This window comes from Paeniglutamicibacter sp. (assembly GCF_046714615.1).
In the GTDB taxonomy this organism is placed as follows: Bacteria; Actinomycetota; Actinomycetes; order Actinomycetales; family Micrococcaceae; genus Paeniglutamicibacter.
In genome coordinates this window covers 12130-34740 of sequence record NZ_JBKKAP010000176.1, presented here as the reverse complement: position 1 = coordinate 34740, position 22611 = coordinate 12130, and the positions used below count along the sequence as shown (strand labels likewise).

18 protein-coding genes are annotated in these 22611 nt (G+C 65.6%); 12 read left to right on the top strand and 6 right to left on the bottom strand.

From position 1 onward, the window contains the following. Positions 1-1324 (bottom strand): glycosyltransferase family 2 protein (locus ACLQ7E_RS20625; protein WP_411734449.1); only part of this gene is annotated, 1324 nt, incomplete at its 3' end. A gap of 29 nt (positions 1325-1353) precedes the next feature. Then, positions 1354-1884: a WhiB family transcriptional regulator gene (locus ACLQ7E_RS20620; protein WP_411734448.1), complete on the bottom strand. Its 531-nt coding sequence runs from the start codon at positions 1882-1884 to the stop codon at positions 1354-1356. 289 nt (positions 1885-2173) lie between these two features. Here ACLQ7E_RS20620 and ACLQ7E_RS20615 point away from each other — a divergent pair, with 289 nt between their 5' ends. Beyond that, a complete protein-coding gene (locus ACLQ7E_RS20615; protein WP_411734447.1) occupies positions 2174-2908 on the top strand; it encodes a TIGR03089 family protein in 735 nt (244 codons plus the stop codon). 141 nt (positions 2909-3049) lie between these two features. Here ACLQ7E_RS20615 and ACLQ7E_RS20610 read toward each other — a convergent pair whose 3' ends face one another. Continuing rightward, positions 3050-3616, bottom strand: coding sequence for a GtrA family protein (locus tag ACLQ7E_RS20610; RefSeq protein WP_411734446.1), 567 nt, complete (start codon positions 3614-3616; stop codon positions 3050-3052). A 197-nt stretch (positions 3617-3813) separates the two neighbouring features. On the opposite strand from ACLQ7E_RS20610, the gene ACLQ7E_RS20605 reads away from it, so the two are divergent. The 4 genes from ACLQ7E_RS20605 to manA are packed head-to-tail and all read left to right on the top strand — an operon-like array spanning position 3814 to position 8482. Beyond that, the gene (locus ACLQ7E_RS20605) at positions 3814-5016 is read left to right on the top strand and encodes a 5-(carboxyamino)imidazole ribonucleotide synthase (RefSeq protein ID WP_411734445.1); all 1203 of its coding nucleotides are present in this window, start codon (positions 3814-3816) and stop codon (positions 5014-5016) included. Between the two features lie 29 nt (positions 5017-5045). Next, entirely contained in the window at positions 5046-5546 is a 501-nt protein-coding gene (gene purE / locus ACLQ7E_RS20600) for a 5-(carboxyamino)imidazole ribonucleotide mutase (protein ID WP_411734452.1), read from the top strand. Positions 5547-5554: 8 nt separating this feature from the next. Continuing rightward, positions 5555-7183 (top strand): LCP family protein, encoded by a 1629-nt coding sequence (locus tag ACLQ7E_RS20595; RefSeq protein ID WP_411734444.1) that lies wholly within the window; start codon positions 5555-5557, stop codon positions 7181-7183. Positions 7184-7225: 42 nt separating this feature from the next. Further along, positions 7226-8482, top strand: coding sequence for a mannose-6-phosphate isomerase, class I (gene manA, locus ACLQ7E_RS20590; protein ID WP_411734443.1), 1257 nt, complete (start codon positions 7226-7228; stop codon positions 8480-8482). Positions 8483-8570: 88 nt separating this feature from the next. Here manA and glpX read toward each other — a convergent pair whose 3' ends face one another. Next, the gene (gene glpX, locus ACLQ7E_RS20585) at positions 8571-9647 is read right to left on the bottom strand and encodes a class II fructose-bisphosphatase (protein WP_411734451.1); all 1077 of its coding nucleotides are present in this window, start codon (positions 9645-9647) and stop codon (positions 8571-8573) included. Positions 9648-9766: 119 nt separating this feature from the next. Here glpX and ACLQ7E_RS20580 point away from each other — a divergent pair, with 119 nt between their 5' ends. The 6 genes from ACLQ7E_RS20580 to ACLQ7E_RS20555 all read left to right on the top strand — a co-directional run bounded on the left by ACLQ7E_RS20580 (position 9767) and on the right by ACLQ7E_RS20555 (position 20409). Beyond that, on the top strand, positions 9767-10450 hold the full coding sequence (locus ACLQ7E_RS20580) for a DUF4245 domain-containing protein (protein WP_411734442.1): 684 nt from the start codon (positions 9767-9769) through the stop codon (positions 10448-10450). A 151-nt stretch (positions 10451-10601) separates the two neighbouring features. Then, entirely contained in the window at positions 10602-11240 is a 639-nt protein-coding gene (locus ACLQ7E_RS20575; protein WP_411734441.1) for a carbonic anhydrase, read from the top strand. A 135-nt stretch (positions 11241-11375) separates the two neighbouring features. Continuing rightward, positions 11376-12788, top strand: a complete 1413-nt coding sequence (locus tag ACLQ7E_RS20570; protein WP_411734440.1) for a class II fumarate hydratase — start codon at positions 11376-11378, stop codon at positions 12786-12788. Between the two features lie 175 nt (positions 12789-12963). Continuing rightward, the gene (locus ACLQ7E_RS20565; protein WP_411734439.1) at positions 12964-13623 is read left to right on the top strand and encodes a TetR/AcrR family transcriptional regulator; all 660 of its coding nucleotides are present in this window, start codon (positions 12964-12966) and stop codon (positions 13621-13623) included. 53 nt (positions 13624-13676) lie between these two features. Continuing rightward, complete coding sequence (locus ACLQ7E_RS20560; protein ID WP_411734438.1) at positions 13677-15362, top strand: MDR family MFS transporter; 1686 nt, start codon at positions 13677-13679, stop codon at positions 15360-15362. Between the two features lie 259 nt (positions 15363-15621). Further along, on the top strand, positions 15622-20409 hold the full coding sequence (locus tag ACLQ7E_RS20555) for an NAD-glutamate dehydrogenase (protein WP_411734437.1): 4788 nt from the start codon (positions 15622-15624) through the stop codon (positions 20407-20409). A gap of 170 nt (positions 20410-20579) precedes the next feature. Here the strand turns inward: ACLQ7E_RS20555 and ACLQ7E_RS20550 are convergent, their stop codons facing one another. Next, a complete protein-coding gene (locus ACLQ7E_RS20550; protein ID WP_411734436.1) occupies positions 20580-21053 on the bottom strand; it encodes an NUDIX hydrolase in 474 nt (157 codons plus the stop codon). 51 nt (positions 21054-21104) lie between these two features. After that, a complete protein-coding gene (locus ACLQ7E_RS20545; protein ID WP_411734435.1) occupies positions 21105-21623 on the bottom strand; it encodes a prepilin peptidase in 519 nt (172 codons plus the stop codon). Positions 21624-21720: 97 nt separating this feature from the next. Between ACLQ7E_RS20545 and ACLQ7E_RS20540 the strand changes: the two genes are divergently transcribed. Further along, the gene (locus ACLQ7E_RS20540) at positions 21721-22596 is read left to right on the top strand and encodes a hypothetical protein (protein ID WP_411734434.1); all 876 of its coding nucleotides are present in this window, start codon (positions 21721-21723) and stop codon (positions 22594-22596) included. Positions 22597-22611 lie beyond the last annotated feature (15 nt).

Below are 22611 nucleotides of genomic sequence, written 5' to 3'. Positions count from 1 at the left end.
CGCCGCCGGCCAGCGACGTGAGCCAGTACTGGTTGTCGATGGGGTCCCCGCCGGCGGGGCTTCCCGCCCCGAGGTTGGCCCACCACGAGGTGGCGTTGGTGAAGATCTCGGAGGCCCGTGTGGAGATCGGGAGCATGGCCCCGCCTGCCACTGCCCCGGCGCCAATCAGGGCGCGCAGCCCCACCAGCGACACGGCCAGGGCGGCCAGCACGGCGATGATGGCGCTCACGAAGGCGGAGGTCCGGTTCGGTGCGGCCAGCGCGGCGAAGTCGTTGCGGGCGTCCCCGCTGGGATCCTGGGAGGTGGTGGCACCGGTGCCGTCCCCGTAGACGCTCTCGCCATCGAGCGTATCGAGCATGTTCTTGCGGTGTTCGCGCACCAGGTCCTGGTCGGTGAGGAGCCGGGAGATGGAGTTGCGCGGGACCCGCCGGGTGGCGGCGGCCGCGGCGCGGGACCTGGAAAGTTTCACGGGCGTGCCAACGCCCCTGAAGGTGGCACCCAATTGGCCAAAGGCGTAGGCCGGGTCCTTGGCCAGCAGCGAGAGCAGGAAGCGGTAGATCCCGCCGAGCACCGCGCCGACAACCAGGAAGGGGACAGCCCAGGCCGGGGCATGCTTGAGGCGCATGAACACCTCGGCGCGGCGGGTTTCGGCAGGTCCGGCCAAGTCGCGGAAGACCGCTGCCTTGTGGTGGATTTTGGCCGCGGGCACGATGACCACGCGGTTTCCCATGAGTCGGTTGCGCCAGCACAAATCCATGTCGTCGCCCAACCCGGGCAGCGCCGGGTCGAAACCGCCCAGGGCCTCGAAGACGTCGCGGCGGACCAGCATTCCTGCGCTGGTCACGGCGAAGGAATCGGTGCGTGCGTCGTACTGGCCCTGGTCGACCTCGTCGATCTCGATCAGCGTCAGCCGCTCGGCGTACTTGTTCATGCCCAGGCCCACATCCAGCAGGCGGCGCGGGGAGTCGAGGTCAAGCTGCTTGGAACCGGCAATGGTCACCGATTCGGTGGCTTCGACCACGGTGAGCAGCTTTTCCAGGGCGTTGAGTTCGGGCACCGAGTCGTCGTGGATCAGCCAGAGCCATTCGGTGCGGCCCGGGCGCGACTCCCCGAGGGATTGCACGGCGGCCATCACGGAGTGCCCGAAGCTATGTTCCGGGACTTCCAGGAGGGTGGCGTCGGAGGGCAGGTGCTGGCGCAGGAGGTCCGCCGAAGCGTCGGAGGACGACGCGTCGACGCCCACGAAGCGGTCGATCAGTCGCGTTTGGGCACGCAGCGCGGCCAGGGTCCGGGGAAGAAAAGCTGCGCCATTGTGGGCAGCCACAATGGCGGTGACGTGGATCGTGGGGAGAATTAGACTGCTCGTTTCCGCAAACGACGACGTTCACGCTCGGACAGTCCGCCCCAAATTCCGAACCGCTCATCGTTGGTCAGTGCATATTCGAGGCATTCGGAGCGCACATTGCATGCACCGCACACCCGCTTGGCGTCCCGGGTCGATCCACCCTTTTCGGGGAAGAACGCCTCGGGGTCGGTCTGTGCACACAGTGCCTCGGACTGCCAGCCCAGTTCGCCGTCTTCGTCCTCGGACCCCAGACCGATCCAGATGGCCTGGGCGGGGCTCTTGCCGTCGAGCATTGCATCCAGGCTGGGTGCCCAGGAAGGTGTCGGGTCCGCGACGAGGTCGCTGGCGGCGTCGTGCGCCAACAGGAATGCCGCCGTTTCCTCGGCGGGAGTCAAGACCTTCGAGCGCTCGGCATCCCGCTCCCTGCCGGTCTCGGCCGGGTCCACAAACCAGTCTGCCGGTACATCACGGGCCCCGCTGTACAGAGGCGTAGGCGCCGTCGTTGCGGCTTCGTTGAAGCTTCGATCCACGTTCCCCATGGTTTACTAACCTTCCGCCGTTACGAACTCGATACCTGAAATGATCCTAAAAGAGCGACATCGGCGGCCTCTCAATAAAAAGCCGTCGCGAGACAATTTCCCTCTCCGTGACGGTGCACTATCTAATTACACTGGTGTAACTCCGGTCGCGTCAAGTGCGGGCGTCGATTTTAGCCACACATGTCGTAGATTTAGAGTCACGCCACGCCCGAGACTTCGCCGTGATCGCAATGAAATACGCCCGCCCGCGGATTCCCGGGGAATTCACAGGCTTGACAAGGAGCTTCACATGACCATTGATACCAACTCGTTATCTCCCGTCGAATCGCTACTGGCTCCGGTACGCCATTCCACCCACCCGTATTTGACCTGGTACTCCAAAAGCGGGGAGCGCGTGGAGCTCAGCGGGCGGGTCTTTGACAACTGGGTCGCCAAGAGTGCGAACCTTTTGCACGAAGAATTTGATTTAGCTCCGGGCAGCGTCGTTGCCACCGACATGCCCAGCCATTGGAAGTCCGTGGCGCTGGCCCTGGCTTGCTGGCACCTGGGCGCCGAAGTGCGCTGCGTGGCCCCCGGAACGGATCCCGGAGATGTCGACGTATTCATTACCGCCGACCCGCAAACCTTAGCAGTCAACGGCTCGGTCGAGGTCATCGCCGTCCCCCTGCCGGCACTGGCCATGGCCTTCGACGGAGAGCTGCCGGTAGGTGCCACGGATTACGCTTCCGAGGTCCGCTCCTACGCCGATTCGTTCAACCACTCCCCCATTGACACCGCCGCCACGGCACTGCACTCCGCCGCCGGCACGCTGGCCTACACCCAGCTCTTCGCCGCGGGCGCCACCGCCGGGGCTTCCGGGACCACGCTGGTCAGCACCGCGTGGCCGCTGGAGCGGATCCTGCCCGCGCTGGTGTCGCTATGGAGCGGCGAGAACCCCGTGGTGCTGGTGGAGGACGGCGTGAAGATCACCGAGTCCCTGCTCGGCGGCGAACGCGTGGTGACGCGCCTGGACCAGGAGTCCTAGGCAGCGCCTTCACGCCCCGCCGGTCCTGCGGGCATGAAAAACCCCGGCATGTTTCCCCGGTTTTTCCCTCACCGACGGGTGAATGGGAATACCAGGAAGCGTGCCGGGGCAAGAAGTATTCAAGTGCCGGGGCCAAGGGCCCTAGGCTGCGCCGTCCGGCGTGCCGTGATTCCGTCCCTGGCCGGTGGCGCCACGCTCGGCGGCTACCGGGTCCGAACCGACGCGCAGCAGTTCGCGGTCGTGGGCAAATTCCTCTTCGGCATCCATTTCCGCGCCAAAGACCCAGAAACGGTAGGCGAAGAACCGGAAGATGGTGCCCAGCACCAGTCCGACCACGGAGCCTGCAATGAACAGGCTGGTGGTGTCGGTCAGGCCGATCCAGTACTTGGTGATGAACACGCAGGCCGCGGCGATTCCCAGCCCGATGGCGTTCATGATGAGGAACATCACCAGCTCGCGTACGACGTTGGCCTGGCGGCGATGGCGGAAGGTCCAGAAGCGGTTGGCCACCCACGAAAACATCGTGGCCACGATGCCGGCAATGATCTTCGCCTTGACCTCGGAGTCATGCATGGGACCTTGGAGCATCCACAGGTAGATGCCGGAGTCAATTATGAACGCGACACCCCCGACCACGCCGAATTTGGCGACTTCGCGCCACATCATGGACGCCAGGCCCATGAGTCTGCCCCAGATCTGTATCAGCATGATCCTCCGTGGTTTCGTATCAATGCACCGGGCCGCCAGATGGCTGGATTCCGATGCGGTCGGTGCAGTTGAACCGTGTTTTATTCGCACGGTCAACCAAACTATTCTAATGCGGTTCACTGAATGTTCACCGCCAAAGGTGTCCAAACTCGCTTTGGGTACCAATGGCGGGTTCGCGCGTTGGGTAGGCTAGGCGGGTGACGTTTCCAGTGATTGGCGTTGTTGGCGGAGGCCAACTTGCCCGAATGATGGCTCCCGAGGCCCTGAATCTCGGCTTCGAACTACGCATCCTGGCCGAGGGCCCGGATGTCTCTGCCGCGCGCAGTGTGGCTTCCGCCCCGGTAGGTGACTATACGGATTTGGCGGCCCTGCGTGAATTCGCCCGCGGAGTGGATGTCCTCACCTTCGACCACGAGCACGTGCCCAATGAGCACCTGCAGTCGCTGATCGCCGAGGGCGTAAATGTGCAGCCCCGCCCCGCCGCACTGATCCACGCCCAGGACAAGCTCGTGATGCGCGAGGCCATTGCCGCTCTGGGCCTGCCCAACCCGGAATGGGCAGCGGTTGAGACCGTTGCGGAGCTGGTGGCCTTCGGCGAGCGGATCGGTTGGCCGGTCGTGCTCAAGACCCCGCGCGGCGGCTACGACGGCAAGGGCGTGCGCATGATCGATGATGCGCAGGAGGCACGCGAGGCGGCCGACTGGTTCGGCAACGGCGCCCTGCTGGCCGAGGACAAGGTCGCCTTCACCCGCGAACTCTCAGCCCTGGTCGCGCGCAACCCAAGTGGCGAGGCCAAGGCCTGGCCGGTGGTGCACACCATCCAGGTCGATGGCGTCTGCGACGAGGTCATCGCCCCGGCACCCGACCTTGACCCGGCCGTCGAGGCTGCAGCCGAAGCGGCGGCACTGCGCATCGCCGAGGCCTTCGGGGTCACCGGCGTGATGGCCGCAGAGCTCTTCGAGACCCCCGGCACCGGTGCCGGATTCGTCATCAACGAACTTGCCATGCGCCCGCACAACACCGGGCACTGGACCATGAACGGGTCGATCACCAGCCAGTTCGAGCAGCACCTGCGCGCGGTCCTTGACCTGCCGCTGGGCGCCACCGACGCGCTGGCCGAGACCACCGTGATGAAGAACTACCTCGGCGGGGCGAACGAGAACCTCTACAGCGCCTTCGCCGCGGCACTCGCCGCGGAACCCCGGGTGAAGGTCCACGCCTACGGCAAGTCGGTGCGTCCGGGACGCAAGATCGGCCACGTGAACGTGGTCTCCGAGGCCGGAGAGTCGGTTGACTCGCTGCGTGCCCGTGCCAACACCGTGGCTTCGATCATCCGCGACGGCGTGCCCTCCGCGGCGACCGCATCCACCACCGCCACCACCGAAGGACAAGCATCTTGAGCACCACCGCACCACTGGTTTCCCTGGTCATGGGCTCCGACTCGGACTGGCCCGTCATGAAGCTGGCGGCCGAGGCCCTGCGCGAATTCGGCATCCCCTTCGAAGCCGACGTCGTCTCGGCCCACCGCATGCCCGAGGACATGATTGCCTACGGCAAGGCCGCCCACACCCGCGGCATCCGCGTGATCATCGCCGGCGCCGGCGGAGCCGCCCACCTGCCGGGCATGCTCGCCTCGGTCACCCCGCTGCCGGTCATCGGCGTGCCGGTGCCGCTGAAGACGCTCGACGGCATGGACTCGCTGCTCTCCATCGTCCAGATGCCCGCAGGCGTCCCGGTCGCCACCGTCTCCATCGGCGGGGCGCGCAACGCAGGCCTGCTTGCCGTGCGCATGCTCGCCACCGGCACCGACGACCTCGCCACCGAACTCCAGGAAAAGCTCATTGCCTTCGCAGCCGAGCTGCGCCAGGTCGCGGCCGACAAGGGCGCCGCACTGCGGGCCGCCGTGGCCTCCGAAACCCCCGGCACGTAAGGACCCCTATGACATCGACCCGCCGATCATCCCGCAACCCAGACCTGCTCCCGGATCCTGTCTCGGCCCCGGCACCGGTGCGCTCCAAGCGCGCACTGTTCCTGCTGCTGCTGACCACGTTCTTCCCCGGCAGTGCCCAATGGGTTTCCGGGAACCGTGCCCTGGGCGGGTTCGTCATGCGGGTCACCATCACCTGCTGGGCACTGGTCATCCTGGTGCTGGCCACCGCGCTGATCAAGCGCGACTGGCTGCTGGGCTTCTTTGCCCAGGCCTGGGTGCAGCTGGGTGCCTCGCTGTTGTTGGTGGTGCTGGCGGCCGGCTGGCTGCTGATGTTCCTGAACACCCTGGCGATCATCCGCCCCAGGTATCTGGCCCCCGGGGCGCGGATCGGGCTCACCGCCACCCTGCTGGTGCTGGCCCTGGCCATCAGCGGGTCCCTGGGCTACGGCGCGTTCGTGCTGAACAAGGGCCGCGAGACCATTTCCAACGTGTTCTCCGCCGGACCCGCGTTCAAGCCGGTTGACGGGCGCTACAACATTGCGGTGTTCGGCGCCGACGCGGCAGGGAACCGCGAGGGCGTGCGCACCGATTCCATGTCGCTGCTGTCCGTCGATGCCAAGACCGGCAAGTCGCTGCTGATCTCCATCCCCCGCAACCTGCAGAACGCCCAGTTCTCCGCGGACTCCCCCATGCGCAAGGTGTACCCCGAGGGGTACAACTGCGGGGATGAGTGCCTCTTCAACGCGATCTACCGCAACGCCACCGACAACCACGCCGATCTGTATCCCGGGGTCGCGAACCCCGGTGCGCAGGCCACCATGGAGGCCATCGAGGGCACCACTGGCCTGAAGGTCCAGGCCTACGTGATGATCGACATGGCAGGGTTCGCCGGGTTCATCAACGCCATGGGCGGGGTCACCGTGGATTCGGGTGGCTGGGTCCCCTACAACGGCAAGTACTGGCCCAACTCCTCGGTGAACACCCACTGGTTCGCCCCCGGCGAGCAGAAGTTCACCGGCAAGCAGGCCCTGTGGTTTGCCCGCTCGCGCGACTTCACCACCGACTACCACCGCATCGCCCGCCAGCAATGCCTGCAGCAGGCCATGATTTCCCAGTTCAGTCCCAAGACCATGCTCACGCGCTTCACCTCGATCATGGATGCCGGCGAGCAGCTGGTGGAAACCGACATCCCGCAGCAGCAGCTCGGTTCCTTCCTGAACCTGGCCGACAAGGCCCGGGCGACCCCGTTCAAGCGCCTGACCCTGGGCGCCCCCGACTTCGGGTCGGCCTCCGACAAATTCTCCACCTACCCGAAGTTCGACGTGATCCACGAGCGCATCCAGGAACTCATCGCCGCGCAGTCCGACTCCGCGCCCAAGAAGACCCCTGCCGCGACGGGCGAATCGGCCAAGAGCACGCAGTCCGCCAGTCCGACCAAGGATTCGGGGATCAACAGCTCGGAGGCCAAGCGCAATTCCGAGCCCGGCGAGATCAACGCGTCGCCCTCCGACGCACCCACGGCCCAGCCCGACGGCGCGGAGCTGGACGAGCGCTACCTGGTCACCCTCGAACAAATCGGCCGCACCGACCTGCTGGAAAAGATTGCCGCCAACAACAACGAATGCTCGGTGCCCTAACCGGGCCCGGGCGCACAGCTCCCCATCGTCTGAAGGACAATGATGTATCGCCTGACAAACACCATCCGTGATTATGCCTGGGGATCCACTGGCGCCATTGCCGGGCTGCTGGGAACCACGCCCAGCGGCAAGCCGGAGGCCGAAATGTGGCTCGGCGCCCACCCCTCCGCTCCTTCCCGGGCCTCCGACGGACTGGAGGGCGGCGAGGATATCGGCCTTGACCGGTTGATTGCCGCCGACCCCCAGGGCCTGCTGGGACCCGAGGTCGCCGAGACCTACGGCCGGCTGCCGTTCCTGATGAAAGTGCTGGCCGCGGGCAAGCCGCTGTCCATCCAGGTCCACCCCTCCGCCGAACAGGCAGCCGCCGGGTACGCTGCGGAAAACGCCGCCGGACTGGCCGCCGATGCGCCCCACCGGAACTACCGGGACGGCTCGCACAAGCCGGAGATGATCTACGCGCTCACCGATTTCGCGGCACTGAGCGGCTTCCGCTCCCCCGCGGCGACAGCCGGGCTCTTCGGCACCCTGCGCCCCGCACTGGATGCCGACGCCGCCGAAACCTGCGGCAAGATCATCTCGCTGCTCTCGAACCCCGACGAGGCCGAGGCGCTGCGCTCGACCTGCGAGTACCTCCTGGGTGGGACACCGGAACCGGTGCGGCTGGTTGCCGCAACGCTCGCGGCCATCGAGGCGGACCCGGCCCTGGCCGAACACCCCGCGCTGGCGGAGCTGCCGCGGATCAACGAGCACTACCCGAACGACATCGGCGTGCTGGTCTCGCTGCTGCTGAACCTGGTGGTCCTGGAGCCCGGTCAGGCCATCTACCTGGGCGCCGGAAACGTGCACGCCTACCTGCGCGGACTGGGTGTGGAGGTCATGGCCAACTCGGACAACGTGCTGCGCGGCGGGCTGACGCCCAAGCACATCGACGTGCCCGAGCTGCTGCGGGTCAGCCGCTTCGAGGTCCTGGGCGTCCCGCACCTGGAACCGGTTCAGACCATGTACGGCCAACAGGTCTTCACCCCGCCCTTCGCCGAGTTCCAGCTGCAGCACATCGAACTCCCCGCCGTCTCCGACTCGGCAGACATGGGCGGAGGGGATGTTCCGGTGGCGGCCAACGGCCCGGTGATCGTGCTCTGCGTCGAGGGCGAGGTGCTCATCGACACCCCGCGCGGGGACGAACTCCTGCGTCGCGGCGACTCGCTGTTCATCGGTGCCAACGAGGCCCCGGCCATGGCACGGTGCAGCGCCAACACGGCGGGGCGCGCCTTCGCCGTGACCCCGCAGCCGTTGCAATAGGCCATCAGGCGCCAAGACGCAGCTGGGCCCGGCGGGAATCACTTCCCGCCGGGCCCAGCTGCGTTAAGCGGCAAGGCCGCACTGCGTTTTAGCGCGTGTACGCTTCCCACTTGTCGGACTGGTGCTCGCCCTCGACGAAGCGGATGGTGCCCGACTTCGAGCGCATCACGATCGACTGGGTGTGGATGCGGCCGTTCTTGTAGCGCACCCCGCGCAGCAGGTCGCCGTCGGTGATGCCGGTGGCGGCGAAGTAGCAGTTATCGCTCGTGACCAGGTCGTTGGTGGTCAGCACGCGGTCCAGGTCGTGACCGGCGTCGATGGCCTTCTGCTTCTCGTCATCGTCGGTGGGCCACAGGCGGCCCTGGATGATGCCGCCCAGCGACTTAATGGCGCAGGCGGTGACGATGCCCTCGGGGGTTCCGCCGATGCCCATCAGCACATCCACGCCGGTGTTCTCGCGGGTTGCAGCAATGGCCCCGGCAACGTCGCCGTCCATGATGAACTTGGTGCGTGCACCGGCGGCGCGGATCTCATCGACCAGGCCCGCGTGGCGCGGACGGTCAAGGATGCACACGGTGATCTGGTTGATCTTCTTGCCCTTGGCCTTGGCAATCAGGTGCAGGTTCTGCTTGACCGGCAGGCGCAGGTCAACCAGCTCGGCGGCCTCGGGGCCGGTGACCAGCTTTTCCATGTAGAAGACCGCGGAAGGGTCGAACATGGAACCGCGGTCGGCAACCGCCAGGACCGAGAGGGCGTTGTTGATGCCCAGGGCTGCAAGTCGGGTGCCGTCGATCGGGTCGACGGCGACGTCACATTCGGCGCCGTTTCCGTCGCCCACGCGTTCGCCATTGAACAGCATCGGGGCTTCGTCTTTTTCGCCTTCGCCGATGACGACCACGCCATTGAAGGACACGGTGGACAGCAGCGAGCGCATGGCGTCGACGGCTGCGCCGTCGGCTGCGTTCTTGTCGCCGAACCCGACCCAGGGGCTCGAGGCGATGGCGGCTGCCTCGGTGGCGCGCACCAGCTCAAGGGCCAGGTTGCGGTCGGGTGACGCGTCGCTGACAGACAGTCGTGGGGACAGGTGGGCAAAATTCGTGGCTTCAGTCACGGTCTTCCTCGTCGTTGAGATCTGTTCGTTTGCCGAGGGGCCAACAGCTTCCATCATATCTCGCGGGGCCAACTAGTCCCTCTCGACCACGACTTGCATGACGCATCCGGCCGCCGCCGGGGCCCGGGCCCGCCCGTTTAGATTCTGCGCGGTGGATGGGCGAGAATGGAGGGGTGAGTGAACACCCCGAAGGCCCCGCCGCACCCGCCGCATCCCCCGCAAACGCCAGCACCCCGGCGCCCGCGGAAACCGCCGTGCCAACGCACGCACCGGATTCGGCACCGGCCGAAGCGCAGCCGCCCGTCAAGCCGGTCCTGACCCCTTCGCAGGCGAAGCGCGCCAACCAGACCCTCAAGGGCATGATCATTTCGGTGCTGCTCACCGTCGCCGTGGCGATCCCCGTCATCCTGATCAACCCGCCAGACAAGGCCGAGAACTTCCGCGCCCCCGTCGACGTTGCCGATGTCGCCTCGCAGGCCGCCGCGGATGCCGACTTCACCCCCTGGGCACCGAACCTGCCCGAGGGCGACTATGTGAACTTCGCGCGCTGGATCACCGGGAACGTGGACGGGATCAAGTACTGGGAATTCGGGGTCGTCACCAAGGACGACGAGTTCGTGTGGGTCAGGCAGACCGCCGGGGCCAACCCGTCATGGCTGGCCGCGGTGACCGAGAACGCCGCCCTCGCCGGCACCCACTCCGTTGACGGGACCGACTGGGAGCTGCGCACCAAGGACAAGTCACAGGTCCTTGTCACCACGCGCGGGACATCGACCATCGTGCTGAGCAGCGACAGCGGCCTGGAGACCCTCGACTCCCTGGCCCGTCTGGTCCAGCGCGAGATCCCCGCCAACTAGCGATTTCCCCCGCGCCATCGAATACAGCGCAAAAATGAGACATTCCCCACAAAACACGCCCTCGGCGCGCCCTGCGGCGCCCATTTGCGCGGGACTTCACGAAACGCGGGGCGTGCACTGAAGGGCGGCCGGTGCGTCTAAGCTGAAAAACATGAATGAATCCGACGTCTCCGTCGACCACCTCGACCTGACTCCCGCACAGGCATGGCGGAAATTGCGTGAGGGCAATTCCCGCTTCGTGGCCGGCCACACCGACCACCCCAACCAGGACGCGCTGCGCCGCCAGTTCCTGGTGGACAAGCAACACCCCTTCGCCGTGATCTTCGGCTGCTCGGATTCACGCCTCGCGGCGGAAATCATCTTCGACCTCGGCCTGGGCGACGTCTTCGTGGTGCGCACCGCCGGACACGTGATCGACTCGGCAGCGCTGGGCTCCCTGGAATACTCGGTGGCCATGTTGGAGGTGCCGCTGATCGTGGTGCTGGGCCACGACTCCTGCGGCGCGGTGACGGCAACGATCGAATCGGTGGAAAGCGGAACCATGCCCCCGGGCTTCATTCGCGACCTCGTCGAGCACATCACCCCCTCGGTGATCACCGCCCGGCGCAACGGCATCCGCGACGTCAACACCACGGTCGTCGAGCACGTGCAGCAGACCACCCACCGCCTGGTGGAGCAGTCGCGCATCATTTCCTCCGCCGTGGAGGAGGGACGCACCGCCGTGATCGGGGTGACCTACCGCTTGGCCGAGGGCAAGGCGGAAATGGTCTCCGGCTTCGGCGTGCTCTAGGAAACACGTCCGCGCCCGCTGTCGGCCCGATTTCAGGGCTGGCAGCGGGCGCTTTTTATTCCCGCGTTCGCCATTGGGGTGAACTGTGCGCCCGGCCACTGCCGAAGCAGGTGCATGCGGCGTAGCGTGTCTGGCATGGACACTTCTGCAGACTTCCGCATAGAACACGACACCATGGGCGAGGTCCGAGTTCCGGCCGCAGCCCTCTACCGGGCGCAGACCCAGCGCGCGGTGGAGAACTTCCCAATCTCGGGCAAGAAGCTCGAACCCGCGCACATCCGGGCGCTGGCCCAGGTGAAGAAGGCAGCCGCCGGCGCCAACCTGGCACTGGGCGTGCTGGATGCCGAGCGCGCGCGCGCCATCACGGCAGCAGCCGACGAGGTCGCCGCCAACAAGTACGACGAGCACTTCCCCATCGACGTGTTCCAGACCGGCTCGGGCACCTCGAGCAACATGAACATGAACGAGGTGCTGGCCGAGCTGGCGACCCGCGCCCTGGCCGCTGCAGGCTCGGACACCGTGGTGCACCCCAACGACCACGTCAATGCGTCCCAGTCCTCCAACGACGTCTTCCCCACCTCGGCGCACGTCGCGGCGACCGCCGGGTTGCTCGGGGACGTCATCCCCGGGCTCGAGGTCCTGGCCGCCTCGCTGGAGGCCAAGGCCGTCGAGTTCAAGGACGTGGTGAAGTCCGGGCGCACCCACCTGATGGACGCCACCCCGGTGACCTTGGGCCAGGAATTCGGCGGCTATGCCGCCCAGATGCGCTACGGGATCGAACGCATCATGGCCTCGCTGCCGAGGGTGGCCGAGGTGCCGCTGGGCGGGACCGCGGTGGGCACCGGCATCAACACCCCCGATGGGTTCCCGGAACGCGTCATCGAACTGCTCGCCGCGGACACCGGGCTGCCGCTGACCGAGGCCCGCAACCACTTCGAGGCCCAGGCCAACCGCGACGGGCTCATTGAGGCCTCGGCCCAGCTGCGCAACATCGCTATCTCGCTGATGAAGATCAACAACGACCTGCGCTGGATGGGCTCCGGACCGAACACCGGGCTCGGCGAGATTTCCATCCCGGACCTGCAGCCGGGCTCCTCGATCATGCCGGGCAAGGTCAACCCGGTGATTTCCGAGGCTGCGATCATGGTCGCCGCCCAGGTGATCGGCAACGACACTGCGATCGCGTGGTCCGGGACCAACGGGGCGTTCGAACTGAACGTGGGCATCCCGGTGATGGCCTCGAACCTGCTCGAGTCGATCCGCCTGTTGGGCAACACGACCCGGGTCATGGCGACAAAGATGGTCGACGGGATCACCGCGAACGTGGAACGGGCACGCTTCCTGGCCGAGGCCTCCCCCTCCATCGTCACCCCGCTGAACAAGCTCATTGGCTACGAGAACGCCGCGAAGATCGCCAAGAAGGCCGTTGCGGATTCCCTGACGGTGCGCGAGGCCACCGTGGCGCTGGGCTTCGTGGAGCGCGGCGAGGTGAGCGAGGACCAGCTCGATGCGCTGCTGGATGTCACCACGATGACCGGCAAGCACTGACCGGTCTCCCGAAAGGGTTCTAATTGGCGGGAGCGGTGTACCGGGGATTGATCCCCGGTACACCGCCCCCGGCGTGTCTGCGCCGCCGCGCCGCGCCTCGGCGTGAGGGCAGGAACAACATTTGCACTGAACCTTTATTAGTGCAAAACTGCACTCTATGAAGAATAGTGCAACAGTGGCTTCCGCCGAGCCGGCCACCCCGCCGACCCTCAGCGCCCGCATGCTGAAAACCCGGCTCTCCATCTCGCGGAACGCGCGCGAGCTCACTGCCGAAAACGGCTTTGCCGGGTTCACGGTTGAGGAACTCTGTGCCCGGGTCGGGATCTCCCGACGCACCTTCTTCAACTACTTCGCGACCAAGCTCGATGCGGTGTTCGGGCACGCGGAGGACGGCTTGTCCGCCGAGGCACTTGCGCGCTTCATGGACGCACGGCCGCCCGGGACCACGGGGATCTCCCCCACGCTGCTGGCCGACCTTGTGGCCCTCGTGCTGGAACAACTGCGCCGGGACGAGTCCGAGATCCGCGGTGTCCACGGCTTCTTCACGATCCTGCACCGCGAACCGGAATTACTGGCACGCATGATGAAGGTTGGCCCCGAACGCCAGGCCGAATTCACCGCCATGGTGGCCAAGCGCGAAGGCGTGGCAGCCGACCACAGCGGTATCGGCATGCTGGTACATTGCCTGCAATTCGCCACACACCGGGCCATCGAGCGCTATTTGGCCGCTCCCGACGGTCCCTCGCTGGAGGACGAATTCCTTTCCGTCATGCACCAGACCCGGGAGCTCTTCCACCAGCACCTCCCGTCCGACGAACAGCTTCCCGCACCCTGACCCGCCGGTTGTTTCCCGCCACATACTTTTCCCTCCACACGCAAGGAACCACCATGTCCACCACCACCGCGTCCCGGCCAACCCCGGATTCGGCACCGCTGCTGCTGACGCAACGGCGCATCTGGATCATCTTCTCCGCGCTGATCGCCGGCATGATGCTCTCCTCCCTCGACCAGACCATCGTCTCCACCGCCATGCCCACCATCGTGGGACAGCTCGGCGGGGTCGAACACCAGGCCTGGATCACCACCGCATACCTTTTGGCCACCACCATCGTCATGCCGATCTACGGGAAGTTCGGTGACGTGCTGGGACGGCGCAACCTCTTCCTGATCGCCATTGCCCTGTTCACGCTGGCCTCCGTGGGCGCCGCCTTCGCCGGCACCTTCTGGATGTTCGTGGTCTTCCGCGCCATGCAGGGACTGGGCGGCGGCGGTTTGATGATCCTTTCGCAGGCCATCATCGCCGACATCGTCCCGGCCTCCGAGCGCGGAAAGTACATGGGCCCGCTGGGCGCCATCTTCGGCCTCTCCGCCGTGGCAGGACCGCTGCTGGGCGGCTTCTTTGTTGACCACCTCACCTGGCAGTGGGCGTTCTACATCAACATCCCCATCGGCATCGGCGCCTTCCTGATCGCCTGGTTCGCGCTGACCATCCCGAACAAGAAGTCCACCAAAAAGATCGACATGCTCGGAGTGCTGCTGCTCTCGATCGCCACCACCTGCCTGATCTTCTTCACCGACTTCGGCGGATCCAGGAACCACGGTTGGGCAGCGACCGAGACCTGGGCTTGGGGCGTCGGCATGCTCGCAGCCATCGTGCTCTTCGTGATCGCCGAGGCCCGCGCCGAAGACCCGATCATCCCGCTGTCGCTGTTCAAGAACCCGGTCTTCGTCAACGCCACGGCCATCGGCTTCACCCTGGGCCTTGGCATGTTCGCGGCCATCGCGTTCGTCCCCACCTTCCTGCAGATGTCCTCGGGCACCTCGGCGGCCGTCTCCGGCCTGCTGATGGTCCCGATGATGGTCGGACTGATGGGCACCAGCATCTTCTCGGGAATCGCGATCACCAAGACCGGCAAGTACAAGGGATACCCGATTGCCGGCGCCCTGGTCACCGCGGTTGCCATGCTGGCCTTCACCACGTTGTCGGCAGCCACCCCGCTGTGGCTGATCTGCGTGTACCTCTTCGTGTTCGGCGCCGGGCTGGGATTGATCATGCAGGTCGTCGTGCTGGTGGTGCAGAACGCCGTGGATCCCACCATGGTGGGCACCGCGACCTCCACGAACAACTACTTCCGCGAGGTCGGTGCTTCCCTGGGCGTGGCGATCTTCGGTGCCATGTTCACCAACCGGCTCTCCGAAAAGCTCACCGACGTCTTCACCGGGGCAGGCGCCAGCGCCGCGGATGCAGGCAACGCCACCGCGACCCTGGATCCGCAGACCATGGAGCAGCTGCCCGAGGCCGTCCGCGAGGGCATCGTCAGCGCCTACGCCGACTCCCTGGCCCCGGTGTTCTGGTACCTGATCCCGTTCATCCTCATCGCCTTCGTGCTGGCGCTCTTCCTCAAGCAGGTCAAGCTCTCGGACACCGCCGGCATGGTGGCACGCGGGGAGGCCATCGGCGGCGAAGAAGCCAAGGCCCTTGAAGACGCGGCACGGTCCGGTGCCAAGGTCTCCGCCGGCACCTCCGCCGACTCGGATTCTGAAGCTCCGGAGCCGGAGACGAACCGTCAATGAATAAGTCCTAATATCGGACGTTGACGAAAATGGTCCCCCAACCATCGTGGTCGGGGGACCATTTTCGTTTGTCTTTGCCCGTGCCCGCAAACAGCATGGCAGAGGGGCTGGACTGCGATCGGTGAGGCGGCCATGATTAATCAAGGGCAAGGTTGTTGGGACCGAGAACCGCAGCTCCTCGGTCCCAGGCCATGCAAGGAAGCTGGTGCTGCATGTCGGTGCAGACCTGCCGGCGGACCGATCGAGAGTCGCGCGAATCGTGGAAAATACGGGCAAGTTCCTAGAGGACTACTACAGGCACTTTGCGGCCGAGGACCTCCAGGGCTACAGCCCTGACACGCTGCAACGGCGGGCGCTCTACCACCTCGGTGTTGCCTCTGCACGGCGGCCGGGCCAAGTTGCCACAGGGATCCTGACCGAAACCGATGCCAGCGTGGTTACCATCGCCACGGACAACATGCCCTATCTGGTCAATTCCCTGGCCGCCGAGCTCACCCGCCAGAACGCCGCCATCCGACTGGTTGTCCATCCCATTTTTGCGGTCTTGCGCGATACGAAGACCCACCAACTGGTGGATATTCATCTTTTGCCTTCCCCGGGCGCAACGCCGCGCTTCGAATCCTCTGACAGCGCTGACGTTTGTGAAGAGTCTTGGATCGCGGTGGAAATCAGCAGGTTGGGTGATGCGGCCGCGGGCGAAAAGCTGGTCGAAAGCCTGTCAACGGTCCTTTCCGACGTGCGGGCAGTTGCTGCCGATACTTCAGCGATGCACCGGCGGGCCATCGACGTCGTCAACGCCCTTGACACCCCTCCCGGCGCCGGGAGCACCCAAGAGATGCAGCAGGCGAAAGATCTGCTGCGCTGGATGGACAACGGCAACTTCACCTTCCTTGGCTACAGCGATTATGACGTGCCCAGCGAGGGCGGGCACGAGGTACTGACCAGCCGGCCGTCATCCGGACTCGGTCTCCTGAGGGAATCGCCCCAGGGGATCCGGCAGCCGCGTTCCGCTCCGCCCGGGCTCCGCCAGCCCCTGGGCCAGCGATTCCTGACGCTGACAAAGGCCGATTGGCGCTCGACTGTCCTGAGGCCGTCGTATCTGGACCAGATAGCGATCAAGAGCTATGGCAGTGACGGCAAAGTCAACCGCGAACGGCATTTTCTCGGGCTGTTCGCTCCCAGCGCCTACAACCAGCCGGTGAGCGAGGTACCCATTGTCCGGGACAAGGTCGATGAGGTGCTTCGGCGCTGCGCATTTCCTCCCGATTCGCACTCCGAAGAGACCCTGCAGGCCGTCCTTGAGTCCTATCCGAGGGACGAACTGTTCCAGATCGAAGTGGATGACCTGGTCGCCACGGCCCAGGGCATCGTTCATTTGCAGGAACGTCGCCGCACCCGGTTGTTCCTCCGCTCCGACGCCTATGGACGGTTTGTCTCGGCGCTGGTGTTTCTGCCCCGGGATCGTTACAACACAGGAGTTCGCCAGCGAATCGAACACGAGCTGGGTCAGGCATTCCAAACCAACACCATCGAGTTCACCACACTGCTCAGCGAGTCCGCACTGGCCCGGGTGTTTTTCCGCATTTGGCTACCCTCCGGCCAGAAGGTTCCCCGCATTGACGTCCCGGCGCTGGAGCGGCGGCTGGTTGTGGCGGTCCGGTCCTGGGCCGAGGGCTTTGAGGAAGTCCTGCATGACAGGTTTCCCGCGGAGGAGGCCACACGCCTGGCCATGCTGTGGTCCGAAGCGTTTCCCGCAGGGTACCGGGTGGACTATACGGTTGAAGACGCGGTAGATGACGTTGTCCGCTTCGCGACCCTCGACCTCCAGGAGGCCGGCGGACGCGCCGTCGATGACCCGGTCGTTTCCGTCCGCATCCCCGCGGACACCGCCACCACGTCGGCCGAAGACGCACGGATCAAGCTCTATTTCGCCAAGCCCCGAAGCCTGTCCCGGATCCTGCCGTTTTTCCACAACCTGGGACTTGAGGTCCTCGATCAGCGACCCTTTGAGATCCGGCGCAGCGACGGCCAGGAGTTCTTGCTTTACGACCTTGGACTGAAATACCCTTCCGGCGTCGACCCCGTGGATACCAGCGGACTGCTGGCCGATTCGTTCCGCGCCGCCATGCGGGGCGACATCGAGTCGGACAGCTTTGACGGCCTGGTTCTCACCGAAGGAATTGAATGGCAACGCGTCGTCATTTTGCGCAGTTATGCCAAATACCTGCTGCAACTTGGCACCACCCACTCCTACGGCTACATGGCTGAATCGCTGCTGGCCAATGTGCGGGTCACCCATGCGCTGCTGGGACTCTTCCAGACCAGCTTTGACCCCGACATCGGCGGGTCGGACCGCGCCCAAGGCATTGAAATCGCCAGGAAGGAACTGAGCGCAGCCATCGACGAGGTGCCCGCCCTGAATGCCGACAGGTTGCTGCGCACCTTCATGAACCTGGTTGGGGCCACGCTGCGAACCAACTACTTCCAGAACCGGCCCTACCTCAGCTACAAATTCAATCCATCGGCCCTCGCCGAGTGTCCGTTCCCGCGGCCTAAATACGAAATATGGGTCTATTCCCCCCGGGTGGAGGGGCTGCATCTGCGGTTCGGCGCCATAGCCCGCGGCGGACTGCGCTGGTCGGACCGGAGAGAGGACTTCCGCACGGAGATCCTCGGTCTGGTCAAGGCCCAGACGGTCAAGAACGCCGTCATTGTGCCGACTGGCGCGAAGGGAGGGTTCTTTGCCAAGCGGCTGCCGGACCCTTTCCTGGACCGTGGCGCGTGGCTGGCGGAAGGGCGTGAAAGCTACCGGGTCTTCATCCGCGGGATGCTGGATATCACTGACAACCTCAGCCCCGCGGACACCGGGAAAATGTTGGTCCCTCCCTGGAACGTTGTGTGTCACGACGGTGAGGACGCCTACCTCGTGGTGGCGGCAGACAAGGGCACGGCAACCTTTTCCGACACGGCGAACGAGCTCGCCCTGGAGTACGGTTTTTGGCTGGGAGACGCCTTCGCTTCAGGGGGTTCGGTCGGCTATGACCACAAGGAAATGGGCATTACGGCCAAGGGCGCCTGGGAGTCGGTCAAGATGCATTTCAGTGAGCTTGGCATCGATGTCCAAAACGAGGACTTCACGGTGGTGGGCATCGGCGACATGAGCGGGGACGTGTTTGGAAATGGCATGCTCCTGTCCCGGCATATCCGCTTGATTGCTGCGTTTGACCACCGCCATATTTTCCTGGACCCACAACCGGACGCCGCTGCGTCCTACGCCGAACGGCGGCGCTTGTTCGAACTTCCCCGATCCTCCTGGGCGGATTTCGACGCCTCGGTGATCAGCAAGGGCGGCGGTGTCCACCCACGCCAGGCCAAGTCCATCGAGATCACCGACGAGGTCCGCAGTGCCCTGGGAGTGGAGGAAGGAACCATCGAGATGGCGCCGCAGGAGCTGATCAAGGCGATCCTGCTTGCGCCGATGGATCTGCTCTACAACGGTGGCATCGGCACGTATGTCAAGGCATCTTTCGAACCCCACGAAGTGGCAGGGGACAAGGCCAACGACTCGATCCGGGTGAACGGCAACGAACTCAGGGCCAAGGTCATAGTCGAGGGCGGCAACCTCGGCATCACGCAGCGTGGCCGGATCGAGGCGGCCTTGGGCGGCATCCTCGTGAACACTGACGCAATCGACAACTCCGCCGGGGTGGACTGCTCCGACCACGAGGTCAATATCAAGATCCTTGTCGAGAACATGATCGCCGCCGGAAGGATGGGCGCCGGCGAGCGCGCGGAATTCCTGCACTCGCTCACGGACGACGTTGGGGCGCTGGTGCTGAGAACAAACGCCGACCAGAACACCCTGCTGGTAAACGACCTCTACCGGGTCGGGCAATGGAGCCCGGGTTTCGAACGGATGATGGATTGGCTGGAATCGGTGGCAGGCCTTGACCGCAGCCTGGAAGGACTGCCCGGCACGGTGGAACTGCAGGCCCGGCTGGCGGAGGGCCGCGGGCTCACCGGGCCGGAGCTCGCTGTTCTGTGCGCCTACGCAAAAACCGAACTGGCCGGAGCCCTCAATGCCAGCGACCTGGCCGATGATCCGTGGTTCAAGCAGACCTTGCGCAAGTACTTTCCGACTCGACTGTCCGAACGGTTCGACGCCGACCTGGACACCCATCCCCTGCGCCGCGAGATCATCAGCACCGTGGTGGCGAACGACATGATCAACATGGGCGGGATCACCTTTGCCTTCCGGGCCATGGAGGAAACCGAAGCTTCACCGGCGGCCGTGGCCCGAGCTTTCGTTGTCCTGCGCCAGGTCTTCGACATCGACTCGATCATGGCCGACCTGGCTGCCCTACCGCCAAGCTGTCCCGCGCAGAGCCGCTGCACCGTTGCCGAGGAAATGCGGCGGTTGCTGGACCGGGGAATCCGCTGGTATGTCACCCGCGACGGGCAGGGCGAAGCGATCGCTGACGCCATCGAGCGGTTGAAACCCCGGATCGACCCGCTGTGGGCGGACCTGACCCGATACCTGCGCAATTCGGACATGAAAATCTTGTACGCCCGCCCGGCCGGTCACCTGGCCGGCATACCCGCAGACCTGGCCCGGCGCGCTCCAACTTTCCTGGCGGGATTCGGGCTGCTGGACCTGGCCGTCATCTCGGAGCGGATCCGGGAACCTGTCCACAACATTGCCCAGGTCTACTTCGCCATCTACGCCCGGATCGGCGTCATCGGGCTGCTGCTGATGATCACCGACCTGCCGCGGCGCAATCGCTGGGAATCCCTGGCACGGGCAGCATTGCGCGATGATCTCTATTCGGCCGTGGCGGACATGACCGTTGCCGTGATGCAGAGCACCGGGGCCACCGGTGGGCGCGGCGCCGACCCGCTGGAACGCATCGCGGCCTGGGAACGGCAGCACGCGGAGCGGATGGCTCGCATCATGGATACGTTGGAGCAACTGGCCAGACCCGGGCAGGCCGATATTGCCTCGCTCTCTGTTGTCCTGAAGCAATTGCGCTCCGTGGTTCGAAGATAGCGTCGGGCCTTAGCGCAGCATTGGCCGGGTCATGGGGATAGCGGGTCCATGGCCGGCTCGGCGAAGCGGGGGTGAAGGTAGTCTTCGGGTCGGCGGCCCTCGGCACCATCCTGGTGGCCGCCCACCTGCGGAACAACGACCCGCCGGCGAACCTCGCCGCCGCCGCGCGGTCAGCCGCCGGTGATGAAATGGCCCGCTTCCTTGGGCTCGAGCGTCCAGGCGATGGCACGGGCATGCTTGGGCGGCACCTCGGGCATCTCGTTGAGGCCGAACCATCCGACCTCGAGGTTCTCGTCGTCGTTGACCTTCGCCTCCCCGCCCAGGTACCCGCCGGCCAGGATGATGTCCAGGTATTGGGCGTGGTCCCCGTTGGGATACACCGCCTCGTCGGTGGTAGCCACCCCGATGAGCCGGGTGATCGCACAGTGCACAGCGGTTTCCTCAAACACCTCGCGCACCGCCGCGACGGCAGGCTCCTCCCCGGGTTCCAGGATTCCGGCCGGCAGCGTCCACTTCCCGTTGTCCGCCCGGCGGACCAACAGCACGCGGCCATCATGGATCACCACGGCCTTCACGCCGGGCAGCCACAACGGATCGTTGCCGATCTTTTCGCGCATCTGGACAATGAATTCGGGTGTTGGCATTGAACTTCTCCGGCGACTTTCGTTTTTGGGTGGTTTCCTGGCTTGGCTTGGCTATCCGGCCACGGCCAGTGCAACGGCCGCGCCCACCAGCATGAAAGGTCCGAAGGCCACCGAGGAACGCATCGTGACCTTGCGGGCCAGCAGCAACACCACCGACCAGAGGGCACCGATGATGAAGGCGAACGCCGTGGCCCACAACAGGTGGGTGTAGGAGAGGAAGCCGAGGTATAGCCCCAGCACTGCGGCGAGCTTCACATCCCCCAGCCCCATGCCGGCGGGCGCGATCAGGTGCAGCACCAGGTAGCCGGCAAACAGGATCACCGCGCCCAGGACCATGCGCAACAGGACCAGGGGTTCCCCTGCCAGCAAGGCGGCCGCACCCAGCAGCACCAGGGCGGCAATGAACCACGGGCCCAGGACCCGGTTGGGCAGGAGGTGGGACTTGAAGTCGATAATTGTCAGGCGCACGGCGTTGACGAGGTACAGCGCCAGGGCCAGCGCGGCCAGGATTCCGGCCAGCGTGGCCAGGGCCGTCGGGGAGGCAAACCATACGAGGATTTGTTGCGGCATGGGCCAAACCTTACGCGGTGTCCGGCCCCGCTGTCAGCGGCGGCACGCCACCTGCCGGGCAAAACCACGCGGTGCGACTCCTCGCTACACTGAAAGCATGGATCAGCTCAATGGCGCGTCGGTTTTCCCCGACCCCGACCGGGCCCCGGGCAAGGAACTCATGGGGCATTTCCGTCGGCTTGCCCGTTCCTCCCCCTGGCTGTGGAACACCATCCAGTTCCGGATCGGCGTCACCGACGAGGAACGCCATGAGCTTGCCTTTGCCGCTCCCAGCCTGCCCAAGCACCTCACGGTGCTGCTCAGGCGCCCCGACGCCATCCGTGTCGAGGAAGAGAACGGCACGGTGCTCTTTCGCACCGAGCACATCAACGACTCGCGCGACGCCGGCTTCGTGGCCGCGACCCGCAAAAGCTGGCTGTTGCCGCCGCAGCTGCTGGCCCCGGTCTACGGGGACGACGGATTGGTATCCCGGCGCCCCGAGGCCGCCTATGTCAACGAGTTGATGCCGGTGGGTCTGTGGGGCGCGTTCCTGGATCCGGTCGAGGTCGCCGGCTTCGCCCCCGGCCCTGCGGACATGTCCTTCCCCCACCCCAGCCTCATCCACGCGCTGCGGGTGATCCAGGACGAGTCCGACCGCGAATGCCTTGAGGCCGAACTGTCCCGGGGCCACTCCTACGCCCCGGTCAACAAGGAAGCGCCACTACTGGGCACGGGCCTCACGAGGATCCGCCTCGACCGGGCAACCGGGATCTGCGTGCTGCGCCAGGTGCTTGACGGGCCGGACGCCGGGCTCGAGCACCGGGTGTCCATCACGGCCGTGGACGAATACATGATCGACGGGCTGTTCACCCAGCCGCGGGCCTCGCTCAGCGATGTGCGGCAGGCGCCGCTGTGGCCGATCCCGGGGCTTGCCGATTACCCCGGGCCGCAGGCTCCGGACCACGCACGGCACCGGGGCGGGCCCGCGGCCTAGGACCGCGGGCCCTCC